At 71.7% G+C, this 24,042-nt stretch carries 22 protein-coding genes; 9 read left to right on the forward strand and 13 right to left on the reverse strand.

Translation table 11 applies throughout. The features are described 5' to 3' along the window. The first annotated feature begins 34 nt into the window (after positions 1–34). Genes OG542_RS32415 through OG542_RS32425 form a run of 3 tightly spaced genes read left to right on the forward strand, consistent with a single transcriptional unit; the run spans position 35 to position 3,091 of the window. On the forward strand, positions 35–808 hold the full coding sequence (locus tag OG542_RS32415; protein WP_328415470.1) for an SDR family oxidoreductase: 774 nt from the start codon (positions 35–37) through the stop codon (positions 806–808). Continuing rightward, positions 805–2,469: a class I adenylate-forming enzyme family protein gene (locus tag OG542_RS32420; protein ID WP_328415472.1), complete on the forward strand. Its 1,665-nt coding sequence runs from the start codon at positions 805–807 to the stop codon at positions 2,467–2,469. Before OG542_RS32415 ends, OG542_RS32420 begins: the two co-directional genes overlap by 4 nt. 28 nt (positions 2,470–2,497) lie before the next feature. Continuing rightward, positions 2,498–3,091: a TetR/AcrR family transcriptional regulator gene (locus tag OG542_RS32425; protein ID WP_193480361.1), complete on the forward strand. Its 594-nt coding sequence runs from the start codon at positions 2,498–2,500 to the stop codon at positions 3,089–3,091. A 158-nt stretch (positions 3,092–3,249) separates the two neighbouring features. Here the strand turns inward: OG542_RS32425 and OG542_RS32430 are convergent, their stop codons facing one another. Both OG542_RS32430 and OG542_RS32435 read right to left on the reverse strand, forming a co-directional pair. Continuing rightward, positions 3,250–4,464 carry an acyl-CoA dehydrogenase family protein gene (locus OG542_RS32430; protein ID WP_311124834.1) on the reverse strand — a complete coding sequence of 405 codons (1,215 nt, stop codon included), beginning with the start codon at positions 4,462–4,464 and terminating at the stop codon, positions 3,250–3,252. Between the two features lie 5 nt (positions 4,465–4,469). Further along, positions 4,470–5,504, reverse strand: a complete 1,035-nt coding sequence (locus OG542_RS32435) for a phosphotransferase family protein (RefSeq protein ID WP_328415474.1) — start codon at positions 5,502–5,504, stop codon at positions 4,470–4,472. 208 nt (positions 5,505–5,712) lie between these two features. Between OG542_RS32435 and OG542_RS32440 the strand changes: the two genes are divergently transcribed. Further along, positions 5,713–6,657, forward strand: coding sequence for an NADP-dependent oxidoreductase (locus OG542_RS32440; RefSeq protein WP_328415476.1), 945 nt, complete (start codon positions 5,713–5,715; stop codon positions 6,655–6,657). A gap of 237 nt (positions 6,658–6,894) precedes the next feature. Here OG542_RS32440 and OG542_RS32445 read toward each other — a convergent pair whose 3' ends face one another. From OG542_RS32445 to OG542_RS32460, 4 genes are all read right to left on the reverse strand, one after another. Continuing rightward, positions 6,895–7,230 carry a DUF202 domain-containing protein gene (locus tag OG542_RS32445; RefSeq protein WP_328415478.1) on the reverse strand — a complete coding sequence of 112 codons (336 nt, stop codon included), beginning with the start codon at positions 7,228–7,230 and terminating at the stop codon, positions 6,895–6,897. Next, a complete protein-coding gene (locus OG542_RS32450) occupies positions 7,227–7,619 on the reverse strand; it encodes a YidH family protein (RefSeq protein ID WP_184597509.1) in 393 nt (130 codons plus the stop codon). The genes OG542_RS32445 and OG542_RS32450 overlap by 4 nt, the downstream gene beginning before the upstream one ends. 90 nt (positions 7,620–7,709) lie before the next feature. Next, on the reverse strand, positions 7,710–8,225 hold the full coding sequence (locus OG542_RS32455; RefSeq protein ID WP_328415480.1) for an NUDIX hydrolase: 516 nt from the start codon (positions 8,223–8,225) through the stop codon (positions 7,710–7,712). Between the two features lie 48 nt (positions 8,226–8,273). Next, on the reverse strand, positions 8,274–9,179 hold the full coding sequence (locus tag OG542_RS32460) for a DMT family transporter (protein ID WP_328415482.1): 906 nt from the start codon (positions 9,177–9,179) through the stop codon (positions 8,274–8,276). Between the two features lie 364 nt (positions 9,180–9,543). Here OG542_RS32460 and OG542_RS32465 point away from each other — a divergent pair, with 364 nt between their 5' ends. From OG542_RS32465 to OG542_RS32480, 4 genes are all read left to right on the forward strand, one after another. Further along, positions 9,544–10,494 carry a hypothetical protein gene (locus OG542_RS32465; RefSeq protein WP_328415484.1) on the forward strand — a complete coding sequence of 317 codons (951 nt, stop codon included), beginning with the start codon at positions 9,544–9,546 and terminating at the stop codon, positions 10,492–10,494. Positions 10,495–10,527: 33 nt separating this feature from the next. Continuing rightward, positions 10,528–12,066: an APC family permease gene (locus OG542_RS32470; RefSeq protein ID WP_328415485.1), complete on the forward strand. Its 1,539-nt coding sequence runs from the start codon at positions 10,528–10,530 to the stop codon at positions 12,064–12,066. Between the two features lie 136 nt (positions 12,067–12,202). Further along, positions 12,203–12,928 carry a molybdopterin-dependent oxidoreductase gene (locus OG542_RS32475; protein ID WP_261679733.1) on the forward strand — a complete coding sequence of 242 codons (726 nt, stop codon included), beginning with the start codon at positions 12,203–12,205 and terminating at the stop codon, positions 12,926–12,928. Continuing rightward, the gene (locus tag OG542_RS32480; RefSeq protein WP_311124826.1) at positions 12,912–13,526 is read left to right on the forward strand and encodes a cytochrome b/b6 domain-containing protein; all 615 of its coding nucleotides are present in this window, start codon (positions 12,912–12,914) and stop codon (positions 13,524–13,526) included. Before OG542_RS32475 ends, OG542_RS32480 begins: the two co-directional genes overlap by 17 nt. 75 nt (positions 13,527–13,601) lie before the next feature. Here OG542_RS32480 and OG542_RS32485 read toward each other — a convergent pair whose 3' ends face one another. From OG542_RS32485 to OG542_RS32500, 4 genes are read right to left on the reverse strand one after another with little or no spacing between them, the layout of a single operon-like run. Beyond that, positions 13,602–14,633 (reverse strand): L-idonate 5-dehydrogenase, encoded by a 1,032-nt coding sequence (locus OG542_RS32485; RefSeq protein ID WP_328415487.1) that lies wholly within the window; start codon positions 14,631–14,633, stop codon positions 13,602–13,604. A gap of 17 nt (positions 14,634–14,650) precedes the next feature. Beyond that, positions 14,651–15,415 (reverse strand): SDR family oxidoreductase, encoded by a 765-nt coding sequence (locus OG542_RS32490; protein WP_328415489.1) that lies wholly within the window; start codon positions 15,413–15,415, stop codon positions 14,651–14,653. A 14-nt stretch (positions 15,416–15,429) separates the two neighbouring features. Continuing rightward, entirely contained in the window at positions 15,430–16,827 is a 1,398-nt protein-coding gene (locus OG542_RS32495; RefSeq protein ID WP_311124823.1) for a GntT/GntP/DsdX family permease, read from the reverse strand. A gap of 49 nt (positions 16,828–16,876) precedes the next feature. After that, a complete protein-coding gene (locus OG542_RS32500; protein WP_328415492.1) occupies positions 16,877–17,395 on the reverse strand; it encodes a gluconokinase in 519 nt (172 codons plus the stop codon). Between the two features lie 137 nt (positions 17,396–17,532). Here OG542_RS32500 and OG542_RS32505 point away from each other — a divergent pair, with 137 nt between their 5' ends. Then, a complete protein-coding gene (locus OG542_RS32505; RefSeq protein WP_193480348.1) occupies positions 17,533–18,234 on the forward strand; it encodes a FadR/GntR family transcriptional regulator in 702 nt (233 codons plus the stop codon). A 13-nt stretch (positions 18,235–18,247) separates the two neighbouring features. On the opposite strand, the gene OG542_RS32510 is transcribed toward OG542_RS32505, so the two are convergent. The 3 genes from OG542_RS32510 to OG542_RS32520 form a co-directional block, all read right to left on the reverse strand. Next, positions 18,248–18,658 carry a YchJ family protein gene (locus OG542_RS32510; RefSeq protein WP_311124820.1) on the reverse strand — a complete coding sequence of 137 codons (411 nt, stop codon included), beginning with the start codon at positions 18,656–18,658 and terminating at the stop codon, positions 18,248–18,250. 13 nt (positions 18,659–18,671) lie between these two features. Further along, complete coding sequence (locus OG542_RS32515) at positions 18,672–20,015, reverse strand: M1 family metallopeptidase (protein WP_328415495.1); 1,344 nt, start codon at positions 20,013–20,015, stop codon at positions 18,672–18,674. A 69-nt stretch (positions 20,016–20,084) separates the two neighbouring features. Further along, on the reverse strand, positions 20,085–23,951 hold the full coding sequence (locus OG542_RS32520; RefSeq protein ID WP_328415497.1) for a Pls/PosA family non-ribosomal peptide synthetase: 3,867 nt from the start codon (positions 23,949–23,951) through the stop codon (positions 20,085–20,087). Positions 23,952–24,042: the final 91 nt, after the last annotated feature.

The following is a 24,042-nucleotide window of genomic DNA, read 5'->3' on the forward strand; positions in this document are numbered from 1 at the left end:
TGGCGCCATTGCTGAGCCGCGTCTAAGGAGACCGATGGTGGGAGCCTTTCAAGGGGCTGGAGTCGTTGTCACGGGGGCCGGTGGTGGTATCGGAGCCGCGCTTGCCCGGCGCTTCGCCGCCGAGGGGGCCCGGGTCGTCGTCAATGACCTGGACGCCGAGCGGGCCAAGCACGTCGCGGACGAGGTCGGGGGCGTCGCCGTGGCCGGTGATGCCTCGGCGATCGTCGGGGACGCCCGGGACGCGCTCGGTGGGACCGTCGATCTGTACTGCGCCAATGCCGGTGTCGCCTTCGACGGCCTCGATTCCGGTCGGGCGTTGGACGAAAAGGCGTGGGCGACCTCCTGGGACGTCAACGTCATGGCTCACGTCCGGGCCGCTCAGGAGCTGCTGCCCGCCTGGCTGGAGCGCGGCAGTGGCCGGTTCGTGTCCACCGTGTCCGCCGCCGGGCTGCTCACCATGATCGGCGCCGCGCCCTACGCCGTCACCAAGCACGGCGCCCTCGCCTTCGCCGAGTGGCTGTCGCTGACGTACCGGCACCGGGGCGTGAAGGTCCACGCCATCTGCCCGCAGGGCGTCCGCACCGACATGCTGGCCGCCACCGGCAGCGCGGGCGACCTGGTGCTCCAGTCGACCGCGATCGAGCCGGAGGCCGTGGCGGACGCCCTGCTCAAGGGCATCGAGGAGGACCGGTTCCTGATCCTGCCGCACCCGGAGGTCGCCGCCTACTATCAGGCCCGGGCCGGTGACCCCGACCGGTGGCTGACCGGCATGAACCGCATCCAGCAGCAGTGGGAGGAGACCCGGTGACCGAGTCCCGTTACGCGGCCAAGCCCTGGCTCGCCCTGCTCAGCGAGGCCCAGAAGGGCGCGATAAGCCCGGCCGGCTCCCTCGTGCACGCCCTGCGACGGGTGGTGGCCGAGACGCCGGACAGCGACTTCCTGGCCTACTTCGACGGCCGTCTGACCTACCAGGACGTGGACGAGCTCAGCGACTCCGTCGCCGGGCATCTCGCGGCGCGCGGCCTGGAGCGCGGTGACCGGGTCGCGGTGCTGCTCCAGAACTCCCCGCACTTCGTGCTCGCCGTGCTCGGCGCGTGGAAGGCGGGTGCGGTCGTCGTGCCCGTCAACCCGATGTACAAGTCGGGCGAGGTGGCCCATGTGCTGCGGGACGGCGAGGTGGCCGCGCTGATCTGCTCGGACCGGGCGTGGGTGTCGTATCTGCGCGAGACGGCCGCGGACTCGCCCGTGCGGATCGCGCTCACCGGATGCGAGCGGGACTTCCAGACGCGTGACGACGCGCGCGTGCTGACCTTCGAGCGGCTGCCGCAGGCCCCGGACGCCGATGACCTGGTGACGGTGGCGCGAGCCGGGAACAAGGCGCCGACGGACCGTACGCCCGGGCCCTCCGACATCGCGCTGATCAGCTACACCTCCGGCACGAGCGGCACGCCCAAGGGCGCCACCAACACGCACGGCAACATCATGTACAACGCCGAGCGGCAGCGGACCGGCCTGGGGCTGCCCGAGCGGCCCGTGTACTTCGCGATGGCGCCCCTGTTCCACATCACGGGCATGGTCTGCCAGTTCGGAGCCTGTCTGACCAGCGGGGGCACGCTCGTGCTGGCCTACCGCTTCGAGGCGGGCACGGTGCTGGACGCGTTCGCCGAGCACGCGCCGCACTACACGGTCGGCCCGTCCACGGCCTTCATGGCCCTGGCCGCCCACCCCTCCGTCACCCGTGAGCACTTCTCCTCCTTCCGGGTGATCTCCTCCGGCGGCGCCCCGCTGCCGCCCGCGCTGGTGGAGAAGTTCCGGGCGGGTTTCGGGCCGTACATCCGCAACGGCTACGGGCTGACCGAGTGCACCGCGCCCTGCGCCTCCGTGCCGCCCGGTCTGGAGGCGCCCGTCGACCCGGCCTCCGGGACGCTCGCCGTGGGGCTGCCCGGCCCGGACACGGTCGTACGGATCGTCGACGAGAACGGCGAGGAGGTGCCGTTCGGCGAACAGGGCGAGATCGCCGTACGCGGCCCTCAGGTCGTGCCCGGCTACTGGCGGCGCGCCGACGCCACCGCCGAGACCTTCCCCGGTGCCGAACTGCGCACCGGCGACATCGGCTTCATGGACGAGCAGGGCTGGCTGTACGTCGTGGACCGCAAGAAGGACATGATCAACGCGTCCGGCTTCAAGGTGTGGCCGCGCGAGGTCGAGGACGTGCTCTACACGCACCCGGCGGTGCGCGAGGCCGCCGTCGTCGGGGTGCCCGACGGCTATCGCGGGGAGACCGTCAAGGCGTACATCAGCCTGCGTCCGGACGCCGAGACGGACCCGGATGCACTCGCCGCCTACTGCAAGGAGAGACTGGCCGCCTACAAATACCCGCGCCAGGTGGAGATCCTGCCCGACTTGCCGAAGACGGCCAGTGGGAAGATCCTCCGGCGGGAACTCCGTTCCCGTACGCAAGACAACTGACAGCAGTACGGAAAGGCAGGTGGCGGCAGTGCCCAGGACCACGGACTCGGACGGCACCCCCGTGCCTCAGCGGCTCCTGGCCGCCGCCACCCGGCTCTTCGCCGAGCGGGGTTACGACCGCACCTCGGTGCAGGAGATCGTCGAGGCGGCCGGCGTCACCAAGGGGGCGCTGTACCACTACTTCGGCTCCAAGGACGACCTTCTGCACGAGGTGTACGCGCGCGTGCTGCGCATCCAGCAGGAGCGGCTGGACGCCGTCGCGGACGCGGACGAGCCGGTGGAGAAGCGGCTGCGGTCCGCGGCCGCGGACGTCGTGGTGACGACCATCGACAACCTCGACGACGCGATGATCTTCTGGCGGTCGATGCACCACCTCGGCCCTGAGAAGAACAAGCAGGTCCGCTCCGAGCGCCGCCGCTACCACGAGCGCTTCCGGGCGCTGGTCGAGGAGGGCCAGGAGTCGGGCATCTTCTCCAAGGCGACCCCGGCGGACCTGGTGGTCGACTACCACTTCGGCTCGGTCCACCACCTGTCGACCTGGTACCGCCCGGATGGTCCCATGAGCCCCCAACAGGTGGCCGACCACCTGGCGGACCTGCTGATGCGTGCGCTGCGCCCATAGCTGCCCCACCCAGCCCGTCCGGCGTTTGAGGACGAGGCCGTTCAGGCCGATCGGGGTCCAGGGGGCGCAGCCCCCTGGCGGAGTCGAAGGGGCGGAGCCCCTGGGGATGGGACGGGTAGGGGCGGCGGGGGCGAAGAAAGCCCCACCGCCCGCACCACCTACAGGTACTTCTTCAACTCCCGCCGAGCCAGCGACCGCTGATGCACCTCATCGGGCCCGTCCGCGATCATCAGCGTCCGCGCCCCGGCGTACAGCTCCGCCAGCGGGAAGTCCTGACTGACACCCCCCGCACCGTGCAGCTGGATCGCCCGGTCGAGAATGTCCACCACCGCACGAGGCGTAGCGATCTTGATCGACTGGATCTCGGTGTGCGCCCCCTTGTTCCCGACCGTGTCCATCAGCCACGCCGTCTTCAGCACCAGCAGCCGCAACTGCTCGACCGTCACCCGCGCGTCCGCGATCCAGTTGTGCACCACACCCTGCTGTGCCAGCGCCTTGCCGAAGGCCGTACGGGACGCGGCCCGCCGGCACATCAGCTCGATCGCCCGCTCGGCCATGCCGATCAGCCGCATGCAGTGGTGGATCCGGCCGGGACCGAGCCGGGCCTGCGCGATGGCGAAGCCACCGCCCTCCTCGCCGATCAGGTTCGACGCCGGCACGCGCGCGTCGTCGAAGATCACCTCGGCGTGGCCGCCGTGGGAGTGGTCCTCGTAGCCGAACACCCGCATGGCGCGCTTGACGGTCACGCCCGGCGTGTCGCGGGGGACCAGCACCATGGACTGCTGACGGCGGATGTCGTCCCCGTCCGGATCCGTCTTCCCCATCACGATGAAGATCTTGCAGTCGGGGTTCATCGCCCCGGAGATGTACCACTTGCGGCCGGTGATGACGTACTCGTCGCCGTCCCGCCGGATGTGCGTGGTGATGTTGGTGGCGTCCGAGGAGGCCACCTCCGGCTCGGTCATCGCGAACGCCGAGCGGATCTCACCGGCCAGCAGCGGCTCCAGCCACTGCTTGCGCTGCCGCTCGTCACCGAACTGGGTCAGCACCTCCATGTTCCCGGTGTCGGGCGCCGCGCAGTTGGTCGCCGTCGGCGCCAGCTGCGGGGACCGGCCCATGATCTCGGCGAGCGGCGCGTACTGCAGGTTGGTGAGCCCGGCCCCGTACTCGGAGTCCGGCAGGAAGAGGTTCCACAGGCCCTGCCTGCGCGCCTCGGCCTTCAGCTCCTCGACCACGGGCACCGTCTCCCACGGCGAGGCGAGCCCGTCGCGCTGCTCCTCCGCCACCGCCTCGGCCGGATAGACGTACTCGTCCATGAAGGCGAGGAGCTTGACGCGCAGTTCCTCGGTGCGTGCGTCGAACGCGAAGTCCATACGGATCAGCCCTCCTGAAGGCCCTCGTGAAGCGTGGTCAGCCCGTGCCGGACGAAGACGGGCACGAGGTCGCCGATGCGGTCGAACCCGCGCCCGACCGTCTGGCCGAGCGTGTAGCGGTAATGGATGCCCTCGAGGATCACGGCGAGCTTGAACCAGGCGAACGCCGTGTACCAGGAGACCGCGGAGACGTCGCGCCCCGAGCGTGCGGCGTACCGCTCGATGAGCTCGGACGGCGACGGATGCCCGGGGGCCTCGGCGGTCGTGGAGACGGGGGACTCGGGCATGCCCAGCGGCATGCTGTACATGACCAGCAGGCCGAGGTCGGTGAGCGGGTCGCCCAGCGTCGACATCTCCCAGTCGAGGATGGCCCGGATCGTGTCGTCCTCGCCGATCAGCACGTTGTCGAGCCGGTAGTCGCCGTGCACGACGGCCGGGGCGGGGGAGCGGGGCAGGTCCCGGCCGAGCGCGGCGTGCAGTTCGTCGATGCCGTCCAGATCGCGGTTGCGGGAGGCGTCCAGCTGCTTGCCCCAGCGGCGCAGCTGCCGGTCCAGGAAGCCCTCGGGCCGCCCGAAGTCCGCGAGACCCGCCTCGGCGGGGTCCACCGCGTGCAGCTCCACCAGCGTGTCCACGAGGTTCAGCACCGCGCCCCGGGTCCGCTCCGGGCCGAGCGGCACCAGTTGGTCGGCGGTGCGATAGGGCGTGCCCTCGACGAACTCCATGACGTAGAAGGGCGACCCGAGCACCTCCTCGTCCTCGCACAGCAGCACCGGCCGCGGAACCGGCACGGCGGTCGGATACAGCCCGCTGATCACCCGGTGCTCGCGCTTCATGTCGTGCGCGGTGGCCAGGACATGGCCGAGGGGAGGCCGTCGTACGACCCATCGGGCGGTCCCGTCGGAGACCATGTACGTGAGGTTCGACCGTCCGCCCTCGATCAGCCGGCCGGACAGCGGGCCGTTCACCAGGCCGGGCCGCTCCCGGTCGAGCAGGCCGCGCAGCCGGTCGAGATCGAGTCCGGGCGGGTGGTCGGGGCTCATGCGCGCTCCTACGGGCAGATGGACGGTTCCCGACAATGATGCCGACCGGTCGGTATGTCGTCCAGAGGGGGGCCGAAACGTGATCGGAGCCACGATAGGCCGACGGCTCCTCACGCGAGACGCCGGGGAGCCATCGGAAGGCCCCTGGCCGCTTCGTTCAGGCCATTCCGGCTTGCGTGCCGCGCGGGGAGCCCGGAAGGTCGGAGCCATGAAGGCCATCAGCTACTCACGGTACGGCGGACCCGAGGTGCTGGCGTTCGGAGAGGTCCGCGAACCCAAGGTCGGCCCGGACGCGGTGCTGGTGAAGGTGCGGGCGGCGTCCGTGAACCCCGTCGACTGGAAGGCCCGCGAGGGCTACCTCGACGCCATCCTCGAACCCGCCTTCCCCGTGGTGCCCGGCTGGGACGTCTCGGGCGTCGTCGTACGGCCCGGCGTGGCCGTCTCGGAGTTCGACGTCGGGGACGAGGTCATCGGGTACGTGCGCGAGGACTTCCTCTCCCGGGGCACCTTCGCCGAGTACGTGGCCGCGCCCCTGCGCGCCCTCGCCCGCAAGCCGCGCAACCTGTCCTTCGAGGAGGCGGCCGGGCTGCCGCTGGTCGGGCTCACCGCCTACCAGGTGCTGCTCAAGGTGCTCCAGGTGAAGCGGGGTGAGACCGTCCTGGTGCACGCGGCGGCCGGCGGCGTCGGCTCGATCGCCGTGCAGCTCGGCACCCACCTCGGCGCCCGGGTGATCGGTACGGCGAGCGAGTCCAACCACGACTTCGTGCGGGGCCTCGGCGGGGAGCCGGTGACGTACGGCGAGGGCCTGGGCGAGCGGGTGCGGGGACTGGCGCCCGAGGGTGTGGACGCGGTGTTCGACACGGTCGGCGGGGACGCGATGAAGGTCTCGGCGAACCTGCTGGCCCCCGAGGGCCGCCTGGTATCGATCGCCGACGGCGACGTCGTGAACTACGGCGGCCGCTACTACTTCGTACGCCCCGACGCCGAGGACCTCCAGCGGCTGACCGACCTGGCGGAACAGGGCGTGGTGAGCGTGCACGTCTCCGAGACGTTCCCGCTGGAGCGGGCGGCGGACGCGCACCTGCGCAGCCAGGAGGGCCGGACCCGCGGCAAGATCGTCGTGACGGTGGACTGGGAGACCGAGGGCGTGTAGCCCCCTGGTAGCCGGCCTAGTGCCCCGGCAGGCAACGTTTGCCGTCAAGGAGCGGCGTCCGGTGCGTGCTCTGGGGGTCCCCCCGGCCGAAGGCTGGGGGAGTGCCGGCCGGAAGCCCTCGTACTGGATGTACTTCGGCTTCGGCCGGTGCGGCGAGTGGGGGCACCTCCCGCGCCCTTAAGGCAGTGGGGGAGCGTGCCGGGCGTCGCGACGGGGCAAACGTTGCCTGTCGGGGCACTAGAGAACGAGGGCGGCCCCGCACACCGCCATCGCCACCGTGCAGAGCGCCGCGGCCGTGGCATGCCGGGGCGCGAACGCCGCTGGGCTGCCGGGGGCGGCGAGGGTGCGGATGCGGCGGTGGGCGACACCGAGGAAGCCCAGCCACAGGACACAGCACAGGGCGCACGCGACGACCCCGGCCACCGACGCGCCGCCGTGCAGCGCGGTCTTCACGGCGAGGACGGCGGAGACCGTGCCCGAGAGGGTCGTACGCCGCCACGCGAGCCGGGTCCGCTCGGGCTGGAGCCCGGGGTCGCGGTCAGGGTTGCGAGGCGCGCTGTCGGCCGCGCTCACCCCTCCCACCCCACGAGCACCACAAGCACCATCGCGACGGCGACGACCGCGACGACGAGGCTCAGCAACGCCGGGAACCGGGATACCGGCAGATCCTCGCCCCGGCGCATGGCCCGCTCGCAGCGCACCCAGTGGTTGACCGCCCGCAGCGAGCACAGCACCCCCGCCGCGAGCAGCGCGAGGGCCAGCCCCACCCGCCAGCCCCAGCGCAGGTCCGGCAGGAACTGGTCCACGGCGAAGCCGCCGCCGATCAGCGCCAGCGCGGTGCGCAGCCAGGCCAGGAAGGTGCGTTCGTTCGCCAGGGAGAACCGGTAGTCGGGCGTCTCGCCGTCCTGCCGTACCCCGGCGGGCGCGAACCACAACCGGACGTTCCGTACGAACTCGATCACGTGCGCGACCCTACCCGGGAGGTGCTCGCCGGGCGCTGTGGGTGCCGGGCCCTCAGCCCCTACGCCCATACGCCCTCGGCTCATACGCCCTCAGCCCATCGACCGGAACGCCTTGAGCCGCTCGTACGCCGCCAGCCCGTCCGGCACCCACTCCCAGTCCCCGAGGCGCCGCTCCACCTCGTCCTCGGGCAGGAAGTCGTGCCAGGCCACCTCCTCGACCTGCGGCCGTACGGGAAGCTCGCAGCGGACCTCGTACACCGCCGACCACCAGCTCTGGCCGGCGCCGTTGTCGTAGAGGAACTTGAAGAGGTACCGCGGGTCCGGCAGGCCGGTCACGCCCAGCTCTTCCTCGGCCTCGCGCAGGGCCGCCGTGTCGTAGGCCTCGCCCGCGCCGACCACTCCGCCGACGAACATGTCGTAGAGAGAGGGGAAGACCAGCTTGGTGGGTGTCCGCCGGTGCACGAAGAGGCGCCCCTCGGTGTCCCGGGCCTGGATGAACACACAGCGGTGCCGCAGGCCCTCGGCGTACACCTGGCCCCGGGGGTACTGCCCGATGACCTGGTCGTTCTCGTCGACGATGCCGAGGATCTCGTCAGCAGCGCTCATGCCCTCATCCAAGCAGGGGCCGCGTCCGAGCGGCGGGCGGCGCCGGGTTCACACCTGCTGCGGCTGTGCCTGCAGCGTCCCCGTACGGGCCCGCTCCGCCAGCCCGTGCGGCATCGCCGGATGCAGACCCAGCAGCACGATCCCGGCGACCACGGCCAGCAGACCGCCGACCTCCCAGCTCAGGGCCACCGCGTCGGTCCGCAGGCGGTCGCCGAGGAAGCCGACGCCGCAGATGATCCCGGCGAGCGGCTGGGCCGCGGTCAGGGCGGGCAGCGACTTGCGCAGGGAGGCGGTCTCGAAGGCGCTCTGCACGAGGACCAGTCCCGTGACGCCCAGCGCGAGGACCGCGTACGGCTGCCAGCCGGTCAGCAGCTCGGCGAAGCCGCCCTCGGAGAACTTCTGCCCGCTCACCCGGGTCAGCGCGTCCTGCACGCCGTACAGCAGCCCGGCGGCCAGGGCCAGCAGCACCGGTCCGGAGCTCAGCCGCGAACGCTTGGCGTGTGTCGTGAGCAGCAGGGCGAGCCCGACCATGGCCCCGATGATCAGGTACTGCCGCACCGGATCGGCCGTCGCGGCGCCGCCCTGTGGCTGACCCGCCACGATGAACGCGGTCACTCCGCCCGCCAGCAGCAACAGGCCCGCCCAGCCCTGGCGGCCCAGTGGCTGCTTGGTCTGCCTGCGGGACAGCGCGAGCGCGAACAGCAGATTCGTCGCCAGCAGCGGTTCCACCAGTGACAGCTCGCCCTGCCCCAGTGCGGCGGCGCCCAGCGCCATGCCGACCACCATCAGCGCGATGCCGCCGAGCCAGCGCGGCACCTTCACCAGGTCGATCAGCAGCCGGAAGGAGAGGAAGTCTTTCAGGGGGGCCCGCTGGGCCGCGTTCTGCTGCAGGACGAAGCCGAAGCCCAGACAGCAGGCGGCGCTCAGGGCGAGCACGAGAACTAGAACCGACACGCGGTGTACCTCGATCATCAGGTCGGGTCACGGTTGCGTAAGGGCCGACTGTACCGGCCGGCTCCGCCCGGCGCGCCCGTACGTCCTGCCATCGTCCGGGGCGAACCCGGCCAACGCTATGACGTACGTCACAAAGGGCGAAACGGATAAATCGGGTGCTGTTGACATGAGTCTCCGCCTCCCCGTTGATCACAAGAACCTCACAAGTAACACCAGTTGACGCGTGTAACGCCACGGCGGCCCTTGACGCCAACCGTTGGCTGGGGGTTGGCTGTGTGTGATCAGTTCATGGCATTGCGCACACCCGCGCCCCATTGACCGCCGTGAGCCGAAACACAAGAAGAGCGCGTGAGGAAGTCCCGCGGTGTCCCCACCCCCGCCTCCCCTCGGCCGTGGCCGCAGACGTGCGGCACAGGCCTTCGACGAGGCCCTCGACGACGCCGACCTCGTGACCGCGCGCGCCGCACTGGCGCAGGGCCGCTGGCAGCAGATCCGTTCCCTGCTGGCCCAGACCGGGGACGACTGGGACCGCCGCGGCCACCGCATCACGGTCCTCGCGGGGGAGTCCTACAGCGCCGCCTGGGCCCGTGAGTGGCTGCTCGCCGAACCCGAGTCCGCCGACGCCTCCGTCCTGCTCGCCCTCGCCGAGGTCCGGCGCGTCCTGCGCGGCAAGGGCAAACCGGCCCGCGCCCGCGAGGCCTGTCAGAACGCCGTCGCCCGCACCCCGGCCGACCCCACCCCCTGGCTCGGCCTGCTCATGCTGGAGTGCGCGACCGGCAGTGACATGGACGTGGTCCGGCAATTCGAGGCGGTCCGCGGCCGGTACGCCGACCACCACCACGCCCACCACCTGATGGTCGCCCGGCTCGCCGCGCGCCGCACCGATGCCGGCCCCGACCCGCTGCACGAGGTCTACGACTTCGCCAACTGGGCCGCCGAGCAGGCACCGGCCGACTCCCCGCTCGCGATCCTGCCCGTCATCGCACACGCCGAGCGCTACCGCGTGCTGGCGGCCGCCGGGTACGAGCCCGCCGATCCGGCCACCTCGGGCCACTGGGCCGGCCGCCGCGCCCGGCAGGTGATGAAGGCCGCCTTCGACTGGTGGCTGGAGTGGGAGCTGGAGGGGCACCCGCGCCGGCTGATCGACCTGAACTTCCTCGCCCACGCCAAGTTCTGCGAGGGGCGGGGCGCCGAGGCCGCCGCCCTGTTCCACCGGATCGGCCGGTACGCCACCCCGGCGCCCTGGTCGTACCCGGACCGCGACCCGCACACCGCCTTCGTCGCCGCCCGCGCCGGCGCGCTCGGCACGGCCTGACCCCCGCATCCCAGAAGTGAGGACGCTCTCCCGATGACCACGGACAGTTCGAGCACGAGCACGTCCGCCGCCGACGGCGGCATCAGTACCTTCAAGGGTCAGGAGCGCGCCCTGCGCGCCGACCGCCTCGGCACCGGGGGACTGCTGCTCTCCGTCCTCGCGGCGACCGCCCCGCTCATGGTGGTCGCGGGTGTCATGCCCACTACATTCGCGGTGATGGGCATCGTCGGCCAGCCACTGCTCTTCGTCCTCCTCGGCGTCGTCCTGATCCTGTTCAGCGTGGGCTACGCCGAGATGAGCCGCCACGTCCACAACGCGGGCGCCTTCTACGCGTACATCTCCCGGGGCCTCGGCGGCACCGCCGGCGCGGGCGCCGCCCTGGTCGCCCTCGTCGCCTACAACGCGCTCCAGATCGGCATCTACGGCATCTTCGGCTTCGAGGTCTCCGGACTCCTCGCCACATACGCCGACGTGCGGATCGCCTGGTGGATACCGGCCCTCGTGGCCGCCCTCGCCGTCGGACTGCTCGGCTGGCTGAAGATCGACGTCAACGCGCGGGTGCTCGGGGTGCTGCTGGTCATCGAGGTGCTCCTCGTCGTGATCTTCGACATCGCCGCCCTCGCCGACCCCGGCAAGGAAGGCCTGTCGCTGCACGCCTTCAACCCCGACACGCTCACCGGCGCGGGCGTCGGCACCGCCCTGTGCTTCTGCATCGCCGCGTTCCTCGGCTTCGAGCAGGCCCCCGTCTACGCCGAGGAGACCAGCCGCCCGCACGTCCTGGTGCCGCGCGTGATGTTCTTCGCCGTCGGCGGGGTCGCCGTCTTCTTCGCGCTGAGCAGCTGGGCCCTCACCGTCGCCACCGGCCCCTCCGCGATCGTCGGCACGGCCCAGAAGCAGAGCGCCGGAATGCTGTTCTTCCTCACCGAGTCCCGCCTCGGCGGCACCTTCACGGACGTCCTGCACGTCCTGTTCGTCACCGGCATGTTCGCCGCCCTGCTCAGCTTCCACAACGTCGTCGCCCGGTACGCCTTCGCCATGGGCCGCGAGGGACTGCTGCCCGCCGCCTTCGGCCGCACCAGCGGCACCAGCGGCGCCCCCGGCACCGGCTCGCTGCTGCAGACCGCCGTGGCCGTGGTGGTCGTGGCCGCCTTCGCGATCGCCGACGACAAGCCGGTCGGCGACCCGACCGCGCCCGTCCTGCGGCTGTTCACCTGGCTCGGCAACATCGGCGCCCTCGGCGTGATCCTCCTGATGGCGGCGGCCTCCCTGTCCGTCGTCGTCTTCTTCGTCCGCCGCGGCGCCGCCGGCGCCCAGGCCTGGCGGCTGGTCACCTCCGTGCTGTCGGGCCTCGCCCTGCTCGTGATCGCCGGCTACACGGTGAAGGACTTCGAGGTGCTGGTCGGCGCCGGCCCGGACTCCTCGCTGAGCTGGGTGCTGCCCGGCGTCATCGGGCTCGCCCTGGTCGCCGGCCTGCTCCTGGGCCTGGTGCTGCGCGCCCGCGCCCCCGAGAAGCACGCCCGGATCGGGCTCGGCAACGAGGCGTTCCAGCTGGACAAGGCGGCGTCGTCCTGAGGCGGCCCACGTAAGAAGTGGTTACGGAAGTCTGACGAGCACCCGCGATCCCTGTCCTGCCGGGGGTCGCGGGTGTTCGAATGAGAACGTGGACGAGGATGTGAATGGGGGCGTGCGCGAGGACGTACAAGACGGCGTGAACGACGGACACCCCGAGGAGCGGGGCACCCCGGTCGGCCGCCGCGTCTTCCTCGGCACCCTCGCCGTGGGCGCCCTGGGCGTCGTCGCCGCGCCCAAGCTGCAGCGTGGCCTGGAGGGCTTCCTCGGCGGCGCCGCCGACAAGGACCCCACCGGCCTGACCGGACTGCTCCCGAACGGCGGCGGCTTCCGCTACTACTCGGTCGCCTCGTCCGTCCCGCGCAAGAACGCCGACACCTACCGTCTCAAGATCGACGGCCTGGTCGACCGCCCCACGACCTACACGCTGGACGCGTTGAAAGCCCTGCCGCAGACCCGGATGGTCCGCGACGTCCAGTGCGTCACCGGCTGGCGGGTCCCGGACACACCGTTCGAAGGCGTACGCCTCTCCCGGCTCCTCGACGCGGCCGGAGTACGCCCCACCGCGAAGGCGGTCCGCTTCACCTGCTTCGACGGCACCTACACCGAGAGCCTCACCCTCGCCCAGGCCCGCCGCGCGGACGTCCTGGTCGCCCTGCGCATGCAGGACAAGGATCTCGGCCACTCCCACGGCGGCCCGGTCCGCCTCTATGTGGCGCCCATGTACTTCTACAAGTCCGCCAAGTGGCTCTCCGGTATCACCCTCACCGACGACGTCGAGCCGGGCTACTGGGAGGAGCGCGGCTACGACATCGACGCCTGGGTGGGCCGCTCGAACGGACGCGACGATGCACCCACGAGCTGACACCGCGGCCGATGTCAGCCGCTTCACCCAGGCCGAGCGCTGGATCCACCGCACGACGGCCGCCCTGATGGGCGTCTGCGTACTGACGGCGGCCTGCCTCTACGTCCCCCAGCTCGCCGAACTGGTGGGCCGCCGTGCCCTGGTCGTCACCCTGCACAAGTGGTCAGGCCTCGCCCTGCCCCTCCCGGTCCTGGCAGGCCTCGCCTCCCGCGCCTTCCGAGCCGACCTGGGCCATCTCAACCGCTTTGGCCCGCACGACCGCACCTGGCTGCGCGCCGCCCTGCACCGTGACAAACGGCAGGCCTCCCGCCCGGCCGCCAAGTTCAACGCCGGCCAGAAGGTCTACGCGGCCTGGATCGCCGGAGCGACCCTCGTCATGCTCGCCACCGGCCTGATGATGTGGTTCACCCACCTCACCCCCCTGCTCTGGCGCACCAGCGCAACCTTCGTCCACGACTGGCTGGCCCTCACCATCGGCATCGTCCTGGCGGGTCACATCGGCATGGCCGTGGCCGACCCGGAATCCCGCAGAGGTATGCGCACGGGCACGGTGAGCAAAGAGTGGGCGGACCGCCAGCACCCTCTATGGCGCCAGTAGTTGTCGGACCTCAGGGGCGCGGGGAACTGCGCGACAAGCCACAACGCACCCGCAGCCGCCCGCCGGCATCAACCCCTACGGCGCGCCGTCAAAATCCAACAGCACCTTGCAAGACCGACTCCGATCAGCAGCCAGGGCAAAAGCACCCTCGGCCTCCCCCACGGGAACCACCGCACTGACCAGCCCGTCGAACGCCGACTCCACCGCCAGCAACTCCAGCGCCGCATCGAACTCCGTGTCGAAGCGGAACGCCCCCCGCAGCTCGATCTCCCGGCTCACCACAAGGTTCCCCGCGAACGGACTCTGCCCCGGCGGCAACATCCCCAACTGCACGACAACCCCACCGCGCCGCACCCGCCGCAGACACGTGTCAAGTCCCGCGGCCACTCCGGACGCCTCGATCGCCACATCGACCTCATCGGGCCACCCGGCGTCGTCGGGATCGTCGGCCCGGACAACCGTGTCCGCACCGGCGACCCGGGCATACTCCAACGCCTCGGGCAGCAGGTCCGTCACGGTGACATGCGCCGCTCCCGCCGCCTTCGCCGCCGCGACCACCAGACACCCGATCGGCCCGGCACCGGTCACCAGAACATGCCGCCCGGCCACGTCCCCGGCCCGCCGCACCGCGTGCAGCGCGACGGACAGCGGCTCGGCGAGCGCGGCCCGGCGCAGCTCCAGACCGTCCGGCAACGCCCGCAACTGCTCACACGGCACGGCTACCTGCGCCGCGAACCCGCCCTGCACATGCGGAAAACGCGCCGCACTGCCCAGGTAGCTGGTGTCGCGGCACACGTTCCGCCGCCCGGCCGAGCACTCCGGGCACACCCCGCACGGGGTCGCCGGGTGCACGGCCACGGCCGTACCCGGAGCCGGGCCCGAGGCGCCGGCCCCGTACTCGAGCACCGTCCCGACGACCTCGTGCCCGAGCACCATCGGCTCCCTGAGCCGGAAGTCTCCGACGCCGCCGTGCCGCCAGTAGTGCAGATCGGAGCCGCACACCCCGCCGTACCGGACGGCGACCAGGGCCTGCCCCGGCCCGGGCTCCGGAACCGGCAACTCCGCGACCCGGAGGTCGTCCTGACCGTGGATCACACAACCCAGCATCGAAACCTCCTGAAGGGTCACAGCACGCTCGTCATGCCGCCGTCGACGTACAGCACCTGCCCGCTGACGAAGTCGGCGGCCGGGGAGGCGAGGAACAGCACCCCGCCCACCAGGTCCTCGGTACGGCCCCAGCGCCCGGCCGGGGTACGCCGCCGCACCCAGGCGCTGAACTCCTCGTCGTCGACGAGAGGCTTGGTCAGCTCGGTCTCGATGTAGCCCGGGCCGAGCCCGTTGACCTGCACTCCGCTCGGGCCCCAGTCCGCGCACATGCCCTTGGTGAGCATCTTCAGCGCGCCCTTGGTGGCGGCGTACGGCGCGATCCCGGGCCGCACGACCTCGCTCTGCAGCGAGCAGATATTGATGATCTTGCCGTGGCCGCGTTCCGTCATCCGGCGCGCCGCCTCACGGCCGGTCAGGAAGGCACTGGTCAGGTTGGTGTCCAGAATCCGGTGCCAGTCCGAGTCGGTGAACTCCAGCAGCGGGGCGCGCAGTTGCATGCCCGCGTTGTTGACGAGGATGTCGAGCGGGCCCACCCGCTCCTCGACCTCGGCGATCCCGTCCGCCACGGACGATCCGTCGGTCACGTCGAACGCGGCCGTGTGCACCTTGTCGCCGGGCAGCCCGGCGGCGGCCTCGGCCAGCCGGTCCTTGTCGCGACCATTGAGGACGACCGTGCAGCCGGCTTCCGCCAGGCCACGGGCGAGGGCGAGTCCGATGCCCCGGCTGGAGCCGGTGACCAGGGCCGTGCGGCCACCGATGTCGAAGAGAGGGTGAGCCGTCATAGCAGTGCCTACTCCTAAATCACCAGGGACAACAACAGGACGATGCCGCCGGCGACCACCGAGATGATCGTCTCCATGACGGACCAGGTCTTGATGTTCTGGCCGACACTCAGCCCGAAGTACTCCTTCACCATCCAGAACCCGGCGTCGTTGACATGGCTGAAGAAGAGCGAGCCGGCGCCGATGGCGAGGACCAGCAGGGCCGCGTGCGTGGTCGACATGTCGGCCGCGAGCGGGGCGACCAGACCGGCCGCGGAGACCGTCGCCACCGTCGCCGAACCGGTCGCCAGCCGGATCGCCACCGCGATCAGCCAGGCCAGCAGCAGTGCCGGGATCGACCAGTCCTCGGAGATCTCCAGGACCATCTGGCCCACGCCGGTGTCGATCAGCGTCTGCTTGAAGCCGCCGCCCGCGCCGACGATCAGCAGGATGCCCGCGATCGGCATGAGGCTCTTCTCGACGAGCGGCGATATCCGCTCCTTGGAGAACCCGGCGGGCCGCAGCAGCGTGAAGATGCCGACCAGCACCGAGGCGAGCAGTGCGATCATCGGGGCGCCGACGACGTCGAAGACGCGCTGGACCGGGTTCTCCGGGTCGTCCACGACGATGTCGACCAGCGCCTTGGCGAGCATGAGGATCACCGGCAGCAGCACCGTGAACAGCGTGGCGCCGAAGCCGGGGCGCTTCTCCAGGTCCTCGGAGGCGCGCTGCGGAATCATGTTGTCGGGGGCGGGTACGTCCACCCAGCGGGCCGCGTACTTCGAGAACACCGGACCGGCGATGATCACCGTGGGGACGGCGACGAGGACACCGAGCGCCAGCGTCACGCCGAGGTCGGCCCCGACCGCGTCGATAGCGACCAGCGGACCGGGGTGCGGGGGCACCAGGCCGTGCATCACGGACAGGCCCGCGAGCGCCGGGATGCCGATGCGCATCAGTGAGTAGTTGCCGCGCTTGGCGACCATCAGCACCACCGGGATCAGCAGCACGATGCCGACCTCGAAGAAGAGCGGCAGTCCGATCACGGAGGCGATCAGCACCATCGCCCACGGCATCGACCGCCCGCCGGCCTTCTCGAGGATGGTGTCGACGATCTGGTCGGCGCCTCCGGAGTCGGCGAGCATCTTGCCGAGGATCGCCCCGAGGGCGATCAGCACGCCGACGCCGGCGACGGTGGTGCCGAGGCCGGCGCTGAAACTGAGGAGGACCTTGTCCAGCGGCGCCCCGGCGATCGCGCCGAGCGCCAGCGACCCGATGGTCAGCGCCAGGAACGCGTGCAGCTTGAACTTGGTGATGAGCAGAACGATGACGGCGATGCCCGCCAGGACGGCGATGCCCAGCTGCGCGTGCCCGGCCGAGGTGATCGGCTCGGGTGCGTCCGCTGCCAGCATCTCGACGCTGAGTCTGGTCACGGGAGAGGTGTCCTTGGAGTGAGGGGAGTCGTGGAAAGGGAGTGAGGGGCTACTGGACGGGCTCGGGAAGATCCGCGAGCGCGTTCGCCGCCCGTTCGGTGATCTCCTCCGGGCTGCCCAGGACGTCCACGCCGACCCCCGCCTCGTCGCTCTCCAGCGGCTGGAGCGTGGCGAACTGGGAGTCGAGCAGCGCCGTGGGCATGAAGTGGCCCTCTCGGTGCGACATCCGGTCCTCGATCAGCGCGCGGTCACCGGTGAGGTGCACGAAGACCACGCCGGGCCCGGCGGCCCGCAGCCGGTCGCGGTACGACCGCTTCAGCGCCGAGCAGCTGACCACCCCGCCGAGTCCGGCCCGTCCGTGCGCCCACTCGCCGATGGCGTCCAGCCAGGGCCAGCGGTCCTCGTCGGTGAGGGGCGTACCGGCCGACATCTTGGCGATGTTGGCCTGCGGGTGGAAGTCGTCGCCCTCGGCGTACGGAACGCCGAGCCGGGCTGCGAGCAGGGGACCGATGGTGGTCTTGCCGGTGCCCGCGACGCCCATGACCACGACGACGTGGGGGGTGTTCATCGCTGCCTCACTGTCTGCTGTCTTCGTCGACACGTGATGTCGACGCAACTGAAACCCATTAGGTACGACTAATTCAAGAGGCCGTGACAAATAAGTCTGACTTTTTGTCTCCGTGATCTACCCCGTACGCTGAGTGCATGAGCACACCGGGTCGAGGGCTGCACGGCCATGTACTGGACACCCTCGGCCCCGAGATCACGGCGGGCGAGTACCCGCCGGGCAGCGTCCTGCGCACCGACGAACTCGCCCAGCGTTTCGACGTGTCGCGCTCCGTGATGCGCGAGGCGGTCCGCGTCCTGGAGTCCATGCACCTGGTCGAGTCCCGCCGCCGCGTCGGTGTGACGGTCCGCCCCAAGTCCGAGTGGAACGTCTACGACCCCCAGGTCATCCGCTGGCGCCTGGCAGGAGCCGACCGCCCCGGGCAGTTGCGGTCCCTCACGGTGCTGCGCTCGGCGATCGAACCGGTCGCGGCGGGCCTCGCCGCCCGGCACGCCACCGCCGAGCAGTGTGCCGAACTCACCGAGTGCGCCCTCGGCATGGTCGCCAATTCACGCGGTCACAAGCTGGAGGAGTACCTCGTCCACGACGTCGCCTTCCACCGCGCCGTCCTGGCCGCCTCCGGCAACGAGATGTTCGCCCGCCTCGGCGACGTAGTCGCCGAGGTCCTGGCCGGCCGCACCCACCACGACGTGATGTTCGAGGACCCCGACCCGGCTGCCGTCACCCTGCACGTACAGGTCGCCGAGGCGGTCCGCGCGGGCGACGCGGTCCGCGCGGAGGAGCTGACCCGCGAGATCACGGTCGGCGCCCTCCAGGAACTCGACATCCTGGCGCCCTAGCTCTCAGCGGTTCTCAGTCGAGGATGTCTCCGTCGACGTACACCCAGGCCCCGTCGACGCGCTCGAACCGGCTCCGCTCGTGCAGCGATCCGCCCCGGTACGAGGCCCGGAACGTCACGGTCCCACTGGAATGAAACGCGGACCCCGCACCGGTCCCCAGGATCTCCAGCCCGGTCCACCGCATCCCCGGATCCAGCTCGAGCCGCCCGGGCCGCGTCCTCGGGTGCCACGTCCGCAGCAGGTACGCGACGTCGCCCTGCACGAAGGCGCAGTACCGCGACCGCATCAACGCCTCGGCGGTCGGCGCGGCGGCTGCCCCGATGGGGGTCCCCCCGGTCGAGGTTGTTCGAGACTGGGGGAGGTAGCGCCCACAGCAATTGCCGTAGGCCTCGGGGAGGCCGCAGGGGCAGGAACGCGTAGTCATGCCGGCCATTGTCCTAGACGGCCCCACCCGTGTGGGGCGAGGGCAGCGGCGGCAGCGTCATCCCGTACAGCCACGTGTCGAACAGCGCGTCCAGCGGCTCGTCCGTGAACCGCCCCACGTGCGCGGTGAAGTTCGCCGTCGTCACGGCCCCGCCCCGGTGCTGCCCCGCCCACCCGCGCAGCATGCGGAAGAACGCGTCGTCGCCCAGCGCGCACCGCACCGCGTGCAGGACGAGCCCGCCCCGCTGGTAGAGACGGTCGTCGAACATCGACTTCCGTCCCGGATCGGCCAGCCGGAGGTCCTGAGGCAGCGAGAACAGCAACCGGTGTGCACCGGCGGCCAGTTGCTGGGCGCTACGGCCTCCCGAGCGCTCCGACCACAGCCACTCGGCGTACTTCGCGAACCCCTCGTTCAGCCAGATCTGACGCCAGTCGGCGATGGACACGCTGTTGCCGAACCACTGGTGCGCCAGCTCGTGCGCGACCAGCCGCTCCGAGCCCCGCTCCCCGTCCACGTGGTTGGACCCGAACAGCGACAACCCCTGCGCCTCGACGGGGACGTCGAGCTCCTCCTCGGTCACCACCACCGCGTACTCGTCGAACGGGTACGGCCCGAACAGCTCCTGGAACAGCTCCATCATCGCGGGCTGCCGTGCGAAGTCCCGGGCGAAGCGGGGGAGCAGGTGCGCCGGAATGTGCCCGTGCTGCGGAACCCCGCCAGGGCCCGGGTCACCCAGCAGCACGGTCTGGTACTTCCCGATCGACAGCCCCACCAGGTAGCTGGACGTCGGCGCCGCCTGCTCGTACACCCAGGTGGTCGTCGAGGCCTTCGTCGTGCGGGTGAGCAGGCGTCCACCGGCCACCACCGCGTAGGCCGAGGGCGTCGTGACCGAGATGTGGTACGAGGCCTTGTCGGCGGGCCGGTCGTTGCACGGGTACCACGACGGCGCCCCCACCGGCTGGCTCGCCACCAGCGCCCCGTCCTCCAGCTCCTCCCAGCCGAGGCCGCCCCAGGGGCTGTTCACCGGCCGGGGGTTCCCCGACCACTGCACCTCGACGGTGAAGGCCGCACCGGCGCGCACCGGCTTCGCGGGACGGACGCGCAGCTTGCCGCCCCGGTGCGTGTAGTGCGGCGTACGGCCGTCGACCTTCACCCGGCCCACCCGGAAGTCCGCGAGGTTCAGCTGGAACTCGGTGAGCTGGCCACGGCCCGCGATCGCGTTGATCCGCGCGGTTCCGGAGAGCCGGTTCGGCGCGGGGCGGTAGTCCAGCGTGAGCTCGTACCGATGCACCCGGTACCGGAGATCACCGTTGCCCGGGAAGTACGGGTCCTGACCCACTGACTGCTGAACCGCCACTGTTGCGTCTGCTCCCTGCACTGCGCTCGTACGACATCCGGTCGGCCCCCGGCCCCGCGGGGGTTCCGCCTAGCGACGCCATGCCTCGATCGGGTTGCCCAGCCAGCGCGTGTCGTCGGGCACGGACTCCGCGGCCATCACCAGGGACGCCGGACCCAGCGTGGCGCGGGCTCCGACGGCGCTGCCGGGCAGGACGATTCCGCCCGGGCCCAGAGTGGCGCCCTCACGGAGGACCACAGTATCCGTCCGCAAGATCCGGTCGTGGAAGAGGTGGGTCTGGAGCACACAACCCCGGTTCACGGTCGCCGCGTCCCCCAGCGTCACCAGATCCGTCTCCGGCAGCCAGTAGCTCTCGACCCACACCCCCCTGCCGATGTGCGCACCGAGCCCGCGCAGCCACGCCGACAGCAGCGGCGTGCCCGGCACCGCACCGGCCAGCCACGGCACGGCCAGCACCTCGACGAAGGTGTCCGCCAGCTCGTTGCGCCACACGAAGGAGCTCCACAGGGGGTGCTCACCCGCGCGATGCCGTCCCACGAGCAGCCACTTCGCCGCGATCGAGACGAGCCCCGCCGCGCAGCCCGCCCCGAGCAGCACCAGACCGGACAGAAGGGGAGCCCACACCCCGAGCGCGCACAGCGCCGCCGCCGTCCCCATCGCCAGCGCCGCCGAGCAGAACACCGGCACGATCCGGCAGAGCTCCACCAGCCCGCGCGCCCACAGCAGCCGCGCGGGCGGGTCGTACGTCCGGCTCTGGTCGCCGCCGGACGCGGCACGCGGCAGCTTCATCGGCGGCAGCCCCAGATACGAGCTGCCCTTCTTGGCCTTCTTCGGCGTCGCCGACAGCACACCCACCAGGCCACCGTCCGGCACGCTCCGCCCCGGCCCGGTCATCCCCGAGTTGCCGAGAAACGCCCGCCGGCCGATCTCCGCGCGCCCGACCCGCAGCCAGCCGCCGCCGAGCTCGTACGGCGCGGTCAGTGTGTCGTCCGCCAGGAACGCGCCCTCGCCGACCGTGGTCAGGCTGGGCAGGGCCAGCACAGTGGACACCTCGGCCCGCCGCCCGATCCGCATCCCGAGCAGCCGCAGCCACACCGGCGTGACCAGCCCCGCGTACAGCGGGAACAGCACGTCCCGCGACCGGTCCATCAGCTGGGTCACGGTCCAGGCCTGCCAGCCCACCCGGCTGTGCGTGGCGTGTGTGCCCTCCCGCAGCCCCAGGCTCAGCAGCCGTACGGCGAACACGAGCAGCAGCGCGTACGCCAGCCCGAACGCGAGCGTCGCCGGCACCAACGCGAGCACGGCACCACGCAGTGCCGCACCGAGCCCGGCGTCCGGGGCGACGAACAGCCCCGCCACCAGCAGCGCGGCAGCCGCCGAGACCACCGGCAACGCGGTCAGCGCGAAACCCGTCACGCCGTACATCACCCGCCAGAACGCGCCCCGCCCGGGCCGGTCCCCCGGCCAGTTGCGCTTGGCCCGGCCCAGCTTGACCGCGGGCGCGCCCGCCCACCGCTGCCCGGTGGGAATCTGTCCGGTGACCGCCGAACCCGGCGCCACCTCGGCCCGCTTGCCCACCCGCGCGCCCGGGAAGAGCAGGCTGCGCGTGCCGACGACGGCGTGCGCGCCCACCTTCACCGGCCCGACCTCCAGCCGGTCACCGTCCAGCCAGTACCCGGACAGGTCCACCTCGGACTCGACGGCCGCGCCCCGGCCCAGCTTGAGCATGCCGGTGACCGGCGGCAGCGAGTGCAGGTCCACGTCCGGCCCGACCTTGGCGCCCAGCGCCCGCGCATACCGTTCCAGCCAGGATCCGGTCAGTGAGGTCGCCCCGCTGAACTCGGCCAGCCGCTCGGCCGTCCACAGCCGCAGATGGACGCTCCCGCCGCGCGGGTACCGGCCCGGCCGCACCCCCCGGAGCAGCAACCTGGCCCCGCCCGCGGCGAGCGCCAGGCGCCCGGGCGGACTGAAGAGCAGCAGGGCTCCGGCCGCGACGAGCCACCAGGGCGCGGCCGGCAGCCAGGACCAGGCGGGCAGCACGTTCCCGAGCGCGGCGAGCACCACGGTCCAGCGCAGTCCGAGCAGCGTGAACAGCGGAACCAGCAGCAGGAGCTGGACGAGCTGGGCACGCCTCGGCACCGGTGCCACGACCCGCCGGGCGTTGTCGTCCTGTACCGACTCCTCCAGATGCCGGGCCAGCTTCCGCAGGACGGGCCGCTGGTAGATGTCGAGGACTGCGGCGCTCGGATAGCGCGTGCGCAGCCTCGTCGTCAGCTGGGCGGCGGCCAGACTGCCCCCGCCGATCGCGAAGAAGTCGTCGGAGGCCGACGTGACCGGAATGCCGAGGACGTCCGTCCACTGCTCGGCGAGCCAGGCCTCGGTGCCGTACAGCGGCTCGGCCGGGCCGCCCGTCTCCAGCCCCTCCAGCGGCCAGGGCAGCGCGTTCCGGTCCACCTTGCCCGACGTACGGGTCGGCAGTTCGCCGACCGGCGCGAGCAACGGCACCAGAGCGGCGGGCAACTCGGCGCGCAGCCGCTCGACGGCGGTCGAGTGGTCCCAGCCGTCCTGGGTGACGACGTAGCCGACGAGGAGCTGGTTGCCGCTGCGGGCCGTCCGCACCGCGGCGGCGGCCCCGGCCACTCCGGGCAGCGCCTGAAGCGCCGCGTCCACCTCACCGAGCTCGATACGGCGCCCACCGAGCTTGATCTGCTCGTCCGCCCGCCCGAGGAAGACCAGCCCCTCCGGCTCGGCCCGCACCAGGTCACCGCTGCGGTACGCACGCTCCCAGCCCAGCGACTCCAGTGGCGCGTACTTCTCCGCGTCCTTCTCGGCGTCGAGATACCGGGCGAGTCCGACGCCGCCGATCACCAGCTCACCGCTGCCGCCCATCGGGACGGGCTCCCCGGCCTCGTCCACGACGGCCAGCTCCCAGCCGTCCAGCGGCAGCCCGATCCGGATCGGCTCCTCGCCCCTCATCAGCGACGCGCACGCAACGACGGTCGCCTCGGTCGGCCCGTAGGTGTTCCACACCTCGCGTCCCTCGGTCACCAGACGCTGCGCCAGCTCGGGCGGGCACGCCTCGCCGCCGAAGATCAGCAGGCGTACGTCGTTGAGCGTCTCCGGCTCCCACAGCGCCGCCAGCGTCGGCACGGTGGACACGACGGTGATCTCCTGCTCGACCAGCCAGGGCCCGAGATCGGCACCGCTCCTGACCTGCGAGCGCGGCACCGGCACCAGACAGGCCCCGTGCCGCCACGCCAGCCACATCTCCTCACAGGACGCGTCGAACGCGACGGACAGCCCCGCCATGACCCGGTCACCGGGCCCGATCGGCTCGTCGGTCAGGAACAGCGCGGCCTCCGCGTCCACGAAGGCGGCGGCGCTGCGGTGGGCGACGGCCACGCCCTTGGGCTTCCCGGTGGAGCCGGAGGTGAAGATGATCCACGCGTCGTGCCCGACACCGGGCCGGGCGGCGGTGTGCCCGGCGGCATCGCCCAGGGTCAGCTCGTGACCGGCCCCGATGACCGCCCGCACCCCGGCCTCGCCGAAGACCAGCGCGGCCCGCTCGTCAGGGTCCTCGGCGTCCACCGGCACGTACGCGGCACCGGCGGCCAGTACGCCGAGGATCGCCACGTACAGATCGTTGGTGCCCGAGGGGACCCGGACACCGACGCGGTCCCCGAGCCCGACCTCGGCGGCGGCCAGTCTCCGCCGCAGGTTGTCCACCTCGACGGCCAGCGCGCGGTAGGTGAGCAGCCGATGGCCGTCGTCGAGTGCGGGCTCGTCGGGGAACGAACGCACGGACGCCTCGAAGATGTCGACCAGGGTGCGGGGCGAGGCCGCGGGATCCGCGGCGAAGCGGGCCACGTCGCGCAGTCCTGTGCTCAGCTCCCGGTCCAGCAGAGTGAGGTCGGGGCTTTCGTGCAGGGCGGCCATCGGATCCTCGCGTCTCGAACCCGGACCATCCGGGGCGCCGACGGGCCCGCAGGTCTGCCTGGGGATGTTCCGTTCCGGCGCGAACAAGCCC

The sequence above is a fragment of the Streptomyces violaceus genome (assembly GCF_036014075.1).
Taxonomy (GTDB): Bacteria; Actinomycetota; Actinomycetes; order Streptomycetales; family Streptomycetaceae; genus Streptomyces; species Streptomyces violaceus.